General features: G+C 36.0%; 7 protein-coding genes and 1 tRNA gene. 6 read left to right on the top strand and 2 right to left on the bottom strand.

The annotated features are described in order from the left end of the window. Positions 1-513: T9SS type A sorting domain-containing protein (locus IWX84_RS13370; RefSeq protein ID WP_196851258.1), on the top strand; the 513-nt coding region annotated here is incomplete at its 5' end. Between the two features lie 58 nt (positions 514-571). Here IWX84_RS13370 and IWX84_RS13365 read toward each other — a convergent pair. Beyond that, a complete protein-coding gene (locus tag IWX84_RS13365; protein ID WP_196851257.1) occupies positions 572-1,012 on the bottom strand; it encodes a retropepsin-like aspartic protease in 441 nt (146 codons plus the stop codon). A gap of 94 nt (positions 1,013-1,106) precedes the next feature. On the opposite strand from IWX84_RS13365, the gene IWX84_RS13360 reads away from it, so the two are divergent. From IWX84_RS13360 to IWX84_RS13345, 4 genes are all read left to right on the top strand, one after another. Next, a complete protein-coding gene (locus IWX84_RS13360) occupies positions 1,107-1,874 on the top strand; it encodes a TatD family hydrolase (RefSeq protein ID WP_196851256.1) in 768 nt (255 codons plus the stop codon). A 64-nt stretch (positions 1,875-1,938) separates the two neighbouring features. Beyond that, positions 1,939-3,075: a 1-acyl-sn-glycerol-3-phosphate acyltransferase gene (locus tag IWX84_RS13355; protein ID WP_196851255.1), complete on the top strand. Its 1,137-nt coding sequence runs from the start codon at positions 1,939-1,941 to the stop codon at positions 3,073-3,075. Then, positions 3,065-4,093 carry an asparaginase gene (locus IWX84_RS13350; protein ID WP_196851254.1) on the top strand — a complete coding sequence of 343 codons (1,029 nt, stop codon included), beginning with the start codon at positions 3,065-3,067 and terminating at the stop codon, positions 4,091-4,093. Before IWX84_RS13355 ends, IWX84_RS13350 begins: the two co-directional genes overlap by 11 nt. 56 nt (positions 4,094-4,149) lie before the next feature. After that, positions 4,150-4,236: transfer RNA gene (locus IWX84_RS13345), tRNA-Ser, on the top strand. A 251-nt stretch (positions 4,237-4,487) separates the two neighbouring features. Here the strand turns inward: IWX84_RS13345 and lepA are convergent. Continuing rightward, positions 4,488-6,284 (bottom strand): translation elongation factor 4, encoded by a 1,797-nt coding sequence (gene lepA, locus IWX84_RS13340; RefSeq protein WP_196851253.1) that lies wholly within the window; start codon positions 6,282-6,284, stop codon positions 4,488-4,490. 314 nt (positions 6,285-6,598) lie between these two features. Here lepA and dusB point away from each other — a divergent pair, with 314 nt between their 5' ends. Next, positions 6,599-7,591 (top strand): tRNA dihydrouridine synthase DusB, encoded by a 993-nt coding sequence (gene dusB / locus IWX84_RS13335; protein WP_196851252.1) that lies wholly within the window; start codon positions 6,599-6,601, stop codon positions 7,589-7,591. Positions 7,592-7,602: the final 11 nt, after the last annotated feature.

Here is a 7,602-nt window from a genome sequence, read left to right as displayed (position 1 = left end):
GCTGGTATTGCAGTCCGTTTAAAGGTAGAAGATAAAAATGATCCAACACATTCTTGTGAAACAGAGGTACAAGTAACAACCGCTTCAGGATGGCAAACATTAGAATTTAATTTTGCAAATCAAGCCACTGGAACAGCTGCATTAAATTTGGCATATGCTTTTAACAAAGCCTCTATTTTCTTTAATTTCGGCACTACTGGAGCTACAGCAGGCGAAAAAACATATTATTTTGATGATATGAAATTTGGTGCTAAAAATCTCTCAGTTGCGAATTTCAAGGCCAATTCATCTGTAAGAATGTATCCAAATCCAGTTTCAAACGTTTTAACAATTGAAGCTAATAGTACAATTGAAAAAGTGAGTATATATAGTGTTTTAGGCCAGGAAATTTTGGTTAAAAATCCAAAAAGCAATTCTGCAACCATTCAAACTAATGAACTTTCAAAAGGAGTTTATATCGTTAGAACGAATGTTGACGGAAAAGTAATTACCACTAAAATAGTTAAAGAGTAAATTTTTTGAGTTTGTAGTAGGATCAGAGCGTATCGTTTTTCGATACGCTTTTTTTTTGTTATTTCAATAAATACAAATAATGGTTATAGTAATCCACAATTGCTTTTCCTTTCATCAAAACATCGGCACCGATAATTCCATGCACGGGTTTTGATTTATGTTGCTTTAACGCTTCATTTACATGGGATAAATCAAAAATTACGAGATCAAAGGAAATGTCTTTCCAACTCCCTAATTGTAAATGATTTTTTAAAGCCAGTTGAGTAAACATTCCCGTTGCGCCCGCCCCTGAAGCTTTAGTTTTGGATTTTTTGGGTTCCAATAAAAATAAATCAACACTTTCAAATCCTACACAACTGTTTGAAGCCCCAGTATCCAGAATAAAATTGCCAATTACACCATTTATTTTCGCCTTTATCAAAAGATGCTGTGTTTTGGTAATTTTAAACTTTACTTTTCTGTAATTTTCTTTTTTAAGAATATTGTGCAGGTTTTTCATAAATCAAAAATGAAATTCAAATGTAATCTAAAAATCCAAGATTCTAAAAATTGAGCAATCAAAACAGTAACTTTGTATCTTTCAAATAAAACAAATGACAATCACAGATACACATACGCATCTTTACAGCGAAGAATTTGACCAAGACAGAGACGAAATGATACAACGTGCGATAAATGCGGGCGTATCACGTTTTTTTATTCCAGCAATTGATTCTACTTGCACCAAAGCGATGTACGATTTAGAGAAAAATTATCCTGATAATGTCTTTTTAATGATGGGTTTGCACCCAACGTATGTAAAAGAGAATTATTTGGAAGAGTTAATGCATGTCGAAAATGAATTAAAGAAAAGAAAGTTCTACGCTATTGGCGAAATTGGGATTGACTTATATTGGGATAAAACACATTTAGAAGAGCAGCAAATTGCTTTTAGAAGCCAAATCCGATTGGCAAAAAAATATAAATTACCCATTGTAATACATTGTAGAGAAGCATTCGATGAAATTTTTCAAATTTTGGAAGATGAACAATCAGCTGACTTATTTGGTATTTTTCACTGTTTTTCTGGAACATATGAGCAAGCTTTGAGGGCTATTTCTTATAATATGAAACTTGGAATTGGGGGTGTAGTAACTTTTAAAAATGGAAAAATCGACCAATTTCTGAATCAAATTGAGTTAAAACATATCGTTTTGGAAACTGATTCACCGTATCTGGCGCCAATTCCTTTTCGAGGAAAACGTAATGAGAGCGGTTATCTGGTTCATGTGGTCGATAAGTTGGCACAGATTTATAGCCTTTCAGCAAATGAGATTGCGGAAGTTACAACGCAGAATTCGAAAGCTGTTTTTGGGATTTAAAACAGAATTGACAATATTTTAATATTTTTTTTGTTCATTTGCGCACATAAAATTGAGAACCAAAATGCAAAAATTTGACGCTATTCGGCCATTTTACGATTCCGAAGTAAACGAGGCTCTTAAAAATGTTGTTCATCATCCTATGATGAAGGCTTTAATGAACTTTACCTTTCCAGAGGTAGAAGACGAAGTTTGGAAAGAACAACTCCGAAAAACACATTCTATCCGTGATTTTCAATGTAATTTCATTTATAATTCGGTTCAAAAAGTACTAGAGAAAAGCTCTGAAGGTTTAACGACTTCAGGTTTCGAAAATTTAGAAAAAAATACTTCTTATTTGTTTATTTCGAATCATCGGGATATTCTTTTGGATACCACTTTGTTGAATACAGCTTTATTTGAACATGGGTTAGGGATGACAGCTTCGGCAATTGGAGATAATTTAGTTAAAAAAGCATTCTTAAGTACTCTCGCTAAATTAAATCGTAATTTCTTAGTGCTTCGTGGCTTAAGTCCAAGAGAAATGCTTCAAAGCTCTAAATTATTATCGGAATATATTGGTAATTTATTGACACATGAAAATCGTTCGGTTTGGATCGCACAACGCGAAGGAAGAACCAAAGACGGGAATGATGCCACCAATCCGGGTGTTTTAAAAATGCTTGGAATGGGTTCTGACGAGAAAAATTTGATGGATTATTTTAAGAAAATCAAAATTGTTCCGGTTTCAATCTCCTATGAGTACGACCCAACGGATGCTTTGAAAATGCCTCAATTGATGGCAGAAGCCAATAATGAAATTTACATCAAGGAAAAAAATGAGGATTTCATGACCATTCTTAGCGGTGCCTTAGGGCAAAAGAAAAGAATTCATATTCATGTTGGTGAAGTTTTAGATAAAGAAATTGATATAATTGCAGCAGAAAATGACAGTACCAATAAGCAAATACAAGCTTTAGCACAAGTTATAGATGATGCAATATTGAGCAATTATAAATTATGGCCAACGAATTTTATTGCTTACGATATTGTAAATAAAACTAATACCTATGCCCATTTGCACACTGAAAATGAGAAATCACTTTTTATGCGTAGGTTAGAAATGAGAATAGATCATGACAATCCGGTAGCTCTGGATGGATTTTTAGCAATGTATGCGAATCCTGTTGTCAATAAATTGAAATACCATAATGTTGTCTAAAGCCAAAATACTTTTAATTTATACCGGTGGTACTATTGGTATGAAAAAAGACTTTGAGACCGGTGCTCTTAGAGCTTTCAATTTCAGTAAATTGCTGCAAAGAATACCGGAATTGAAACAATTGGACTGCGAGATAGAAACGATTTCTTTTGAAACTCCTATTGACTCTTCGAATATGAACCCCGAAAAATGGGCGAAAATTGCGACAATCATTGAAGATAAGTATACTTCATTTGATGGATTTGTTGTGCTTCATGGTTCAGATACAATGTCTTACTCCGCTTCTGCTTTGAGTTTCATGTTAGAGAATTTATCAAAACCGGTAATTTTCACGGGTTCTCAATTGCCTATTGGAGATTTACGTACTGATGCGAAAGAAAATCTGATAACTGCGATTCAAATTGCTTCTTTGCGGGAGAATGGCAAACCAGTCATCAGTGAAGTGTGTCTTTATTTTGAATATAAATTATATAGAGGTAATAGAACCACAAAAATAAATGCCGAACATTTCAAAGCATTTACGTCGCCAAATTATCCTGATTTAGTAGAATCTGGCGTGCATTTAAAACTGAATTCTGAATTGTTTTTGCCTTTGAATAGCAATTTGCAATTGAAAGTCCATAAAAATTTGGATAACAACGTAGCTATTATTAAAATGTTTCCGGGCATTAACGAAGCAGTTTTATCTGCTATTTTTAATGTTCCAAGTCTAAAAGGTGTTATTTTAGAGACCTATGGAGCCGGAAATGCTCCTACAGAAGATTGGTTTATCAATCTTTTGAAAAAAGCCATTGCTAAAGGATTGCACATCATTAATGTTACTCAATGTTCTGCTGGAAGTGTGAGTATGGGACAATATGAAACCAGTACCTCTTTGAAAGAAATTGGCGTTATTTCCGGAAAGGATATCACTACCGAAGCAGCAATCTCCAAATTAATGTATTTATTAGGTCAAAAAATAGCTCCGAAAGAGTTCAAAGAGATTTTCGAAACATCTTTGCGTGGAGAAATGGTATAATAATTAGATTTTACTTTTCTACCTCATTTTTTTTCGTGTTCTTTGCAAACCAAAATAGAGAGGTGTCCGAGTGGCTGAAGGAGCTAGCCTGGAAAGCTAGTATGTGGGTAACTGCATCGTGGGTTCGAATCCCATCCTCTCTGCAAATAAAAAATGCTTCCTGAACGGGAAGCATTTTTTAATTAATAGTGTGCCATTTTTTTGTTTGGCTAAGCGTTTAGATCAAAAAAGGAAGAGACATGTATTGCAAAGCATTAGTTTCCTTATGAGGCTCCCTATGCGGAATCAACTGAGTTAATCTTGTCCTCTGTGCAAAATACTAATCCTGCTAAATCACTTTAGCTGGATTTTTTTTTTAATTCATCCTAATTCCTCCCTCTCGGATTAGGGGGCTTTAATCATTCAATTTCAAAACCGCCATAAACGCTTCTTGTGGAATCTCCACATTTCCAACCAGTCTCATACGTTTTTTACCCTTTTTCTGTTTTTCTAATAATTTACGTTTACGTGAAATATCCCCACCATAACATTTGGCCGTAACATCTTTACGTAAGGCTTTGATGGTTTCGCGTGAGATAACTTTAACCCCAATAGCAGCTTGGATAGGAATGTCAAATTGTTGACGAGGAATCAATTCTCTCAATTTCTCACACATTTTTTTACCAATTTGATACGCATTATCGGCATGCATCAAAGAGGACAAAGCATCGACTATCGTTGCGTTCAATAAGATATCCACTTTAACCAAATTAGAAGTTCTCATTCCGATTGGTGTATAATCAAACGAAGCATATCCTTTAGAAACCGTTTTCAAACGATCGTAAAAATCAAATACAATCTCTGCCAAAGGCATATCGAAAGTCAATTCAACACGTTCTGTTGTCAAATACGTTTGGTTGGTAATCAAACCTCGTTTTTCGATACACAGACTCATTACATTCCCAACATAATCGGATTTTGTAATGATAGTTGCTTTTATAAAAGGTTCTTCAACATGGTCTAAACGAGAAGGCTCAGGCAAGTCCGAAGGATTGTTTACAATAAGTGGTGTCGTAGGATCTTTTTTGGTGTAAGCCAAATACGAAACGTTGGGAACTGTTGTGATAACAGTCATATTGAACTCACGCTCTAAACGCTCCTGAATAATTTCCATGTGTAACATTCCCAAGAATCCACAACGGAAACCAAATCCTAAAGCTGCCGAACTTTCCGGTAAAAATACCAACGAAGCATCATTCAACTGTAGTTTTTCCATAGAGTTTCTCAACTCTTCATAATCTTCAGTATCTACAGGATAAATTCCCGCAAAAACCATTGGTTTCACATCTTCAAAACCTTTAATTATATTCGTTGTTGGTGTTTTTGCATCCGTCAACGTATCACCCACTTTTACTTCTTTTGCTTCTTTAATTCCAGAAATTAAATACCCAACATCACCGGCTGAAATTACTTGTTTGGGAACTTGATTCAATTTCAAGGTACCAATTTCGTCTGCAAAATATTCATTTCCGGTAGCCATGAATTTAATCTTCTGACCCTTTTTTATTTGTCCGTTTTTCACACGGAAAATAACTTCAATTCCTCTAAACGGATTATAATGCGAGTCAAAAATCAAGGCTTGTAATGGCTCATCCACATTTCCGGATGGAGGTGGAATTTTTTCGATAATCGCCGCCAATATATTCTCTACACCAAAACCAGTTTTACCCGAAGCATGAATTATATCTTCCAATTTACATCCCAATAAATCAATAATATCGTCACTTACTTCCTCTGGATTGGCACTTGGTAAATCCACTTTATTCAAAACCGGAATAATTTCCAAGTCATTTTCTAAAGCCAAATACAAATTCGAAATTGTTTGTGCCTGAATACTTTGCGCTGCATCCACAATCAAAAGCGCACCTTCACAAGCCGCAATCGAACGAGAAACTTCATACGAAAAATCCACGTGTCCTGGAGTGTCAATCAAATTCAGGATATATTCCTGTCCTTTATAGGTGTATTCCATCTGAATCGCGTGACTCTTAATCGTAATCCCACGTTCGCGTTCCAAGTCCATGTTATCTAGCAATTGCGCCTTTTCTTCGCGAGCGGTAACCGTTTGAGTTGCCCCAAGTAAACGGTCAGCAAGCGTACTTTTCCCGTGATCAATATGTGCAATAATGCAAAAATTCCTAATATGTTTCATTTTCAGTAAGTATCAATTTTATTTTGGGTTTGTCCTGAATTAATTTCAGGGCGTGACCTCTCTTCCACTATCGTTCCAGCTCGGTCGGGCTATTCGTTACAATCTTTTCCTTTTTAAAGAAAAAAGGAAAAGGATTTCCTCTTCTATCCCTCACGCACATCCGCAAATCGCGACAATTAATCTGCAAATATACGCTAAAATCAATAGCTTCAAAGCCTAGAATCTACAAACTAAAAGGTTTACTGCTAAGTCTTTTCTCTTCTTGCAATCGGTGATTCATCTAAAAGTTGTAATTTTGCACAAAAATTAAGCAGATGGTCAAGATTGGCAACATAGAATTACCTGATTTCCCATTACTTCTTGCACCTATGGAAGATGTGAGTGACCCTCCATACCGCAGATTGTGCAAGATGCATGGTGCCGATATGATGTACTCCGAATTTATTTCGTCCGAAGGATTGATTCGCGACGCCATCAAAAGCCGAATGAAATTAGATATTTTCGATTACGAGCGTCCCGTTGGGATTCAGATTTTTGGTGGTGACGAGGAAGCCATGGCGATGTCGTCTAAAATTGTTTCTGCGGTAAACCCAGATTTGATCGATATTAACTTTGGATGTCCTGTTAAAAAAGTCGTTTGCAAAGGCGCCGGAGCCGGAGTTTTAAAAGACGTCGATTTAATGATTCGCTTAACGAAAGCCGTAATCGATAGCACCCATTTGCCAGTAACCGTAAAAACCCGTTTGGGTTGGGATGATAATTCCATCAATATTGATGAGGTTGCGGAGCGTTTGCAAGATATTGGGGTTGCTGCTTTAAGCATTCACGCCAGAACGCGTGCCCAAATGTATAAGGGTCATTCCGATTGGTCACATATTGCCCGAGTAAAAAATAATCCAAGAATCACGATGCCTATTTTCGGAAACGGCGATATCGATTCTCCCGAAAAAGCATTACAATATAAAAATGAATATGGTATTGACGGAATCATGATTGGTCGTGCCGCGATTGGTTACCCGTGGATTTTTAACGAAATCAAACATTATTTCAAAACAGGAGCGCATTTGGCTAAACCCACCGTTATTGATAGAGTTGAAGCGGTTCGAAATCACCTCACTTGGGCTATGGAATGGAAAGGAGAAAGACTAGGAATTGTTGAAACGCGTCCTCATTATACCAATTATTTTAAAGGAATACATTCTTTTAAAACCCACAAACAAAAATTAGTAACGCTAGATAGTCCTGAAGAATTGTTCGCCGCTTTGAATGAAATTGAAGAGTCATATGCGGGTTATGAGGTAGTGTAACCAGATATTTT

Source organism: Flavobacterium sp. CG_9.10 (assembly GCF_015752245.1).
Classification (GTDB): Bacteria; Bacteroidota; Bacteroidia; order Flavobacteriales; family Flavobacteriaceae; genus Flavobacterium.
Note: the sequence above shows the minus strand (reverse complement) of the source record. Positions and strands in the feature narration are given on the sequence as shown.

Excerpts from the sequence above, each read along its gene's own strand:
- IWX84_RS13365 (WP_196851257.1), bottom strand. The coding sequence starts at position 1,012 with ATGAAAAACCTGCACAATATTCTTAAAAAAGAAAATTACAGAAAAGTA.
- IWX84_RS13360 (WP_196851256.1), top strand. The coding sequence starts at position 1,107 with ATGACAATCACAGATACACATACGCATCTTTACAGCGAAGAATTTGAC.
- IWX84_RS13350 (WP_196851254.1), top strand. The coding sequence starts at position 3,065 with ATGTTGTCTAAAGCCAAAATACTTTTAATTTATACCGGTGGTACTATT.
- IWX84_RS13355 (WP_196851255.1), top strand. The coding sequence starts at position 1,939 with ATGCAAAAATTTGACGCTATTCGGCCATTTTACGATTCCGAAGTAAAC.
- dusB (WP_196851252.1), top strand. The coding sequence starts at position 6,599 with ATGGTCAAGATTGGCAACATAGAATTACCTGATTTCCCATTACTTCTT.
- lepA (WP_196851253.1), bottom strand. The coding sequence starts at position 6,284 with ATGAAACATATTAGGAATTTTTGCATTATTGCACATATTGATCACGGG.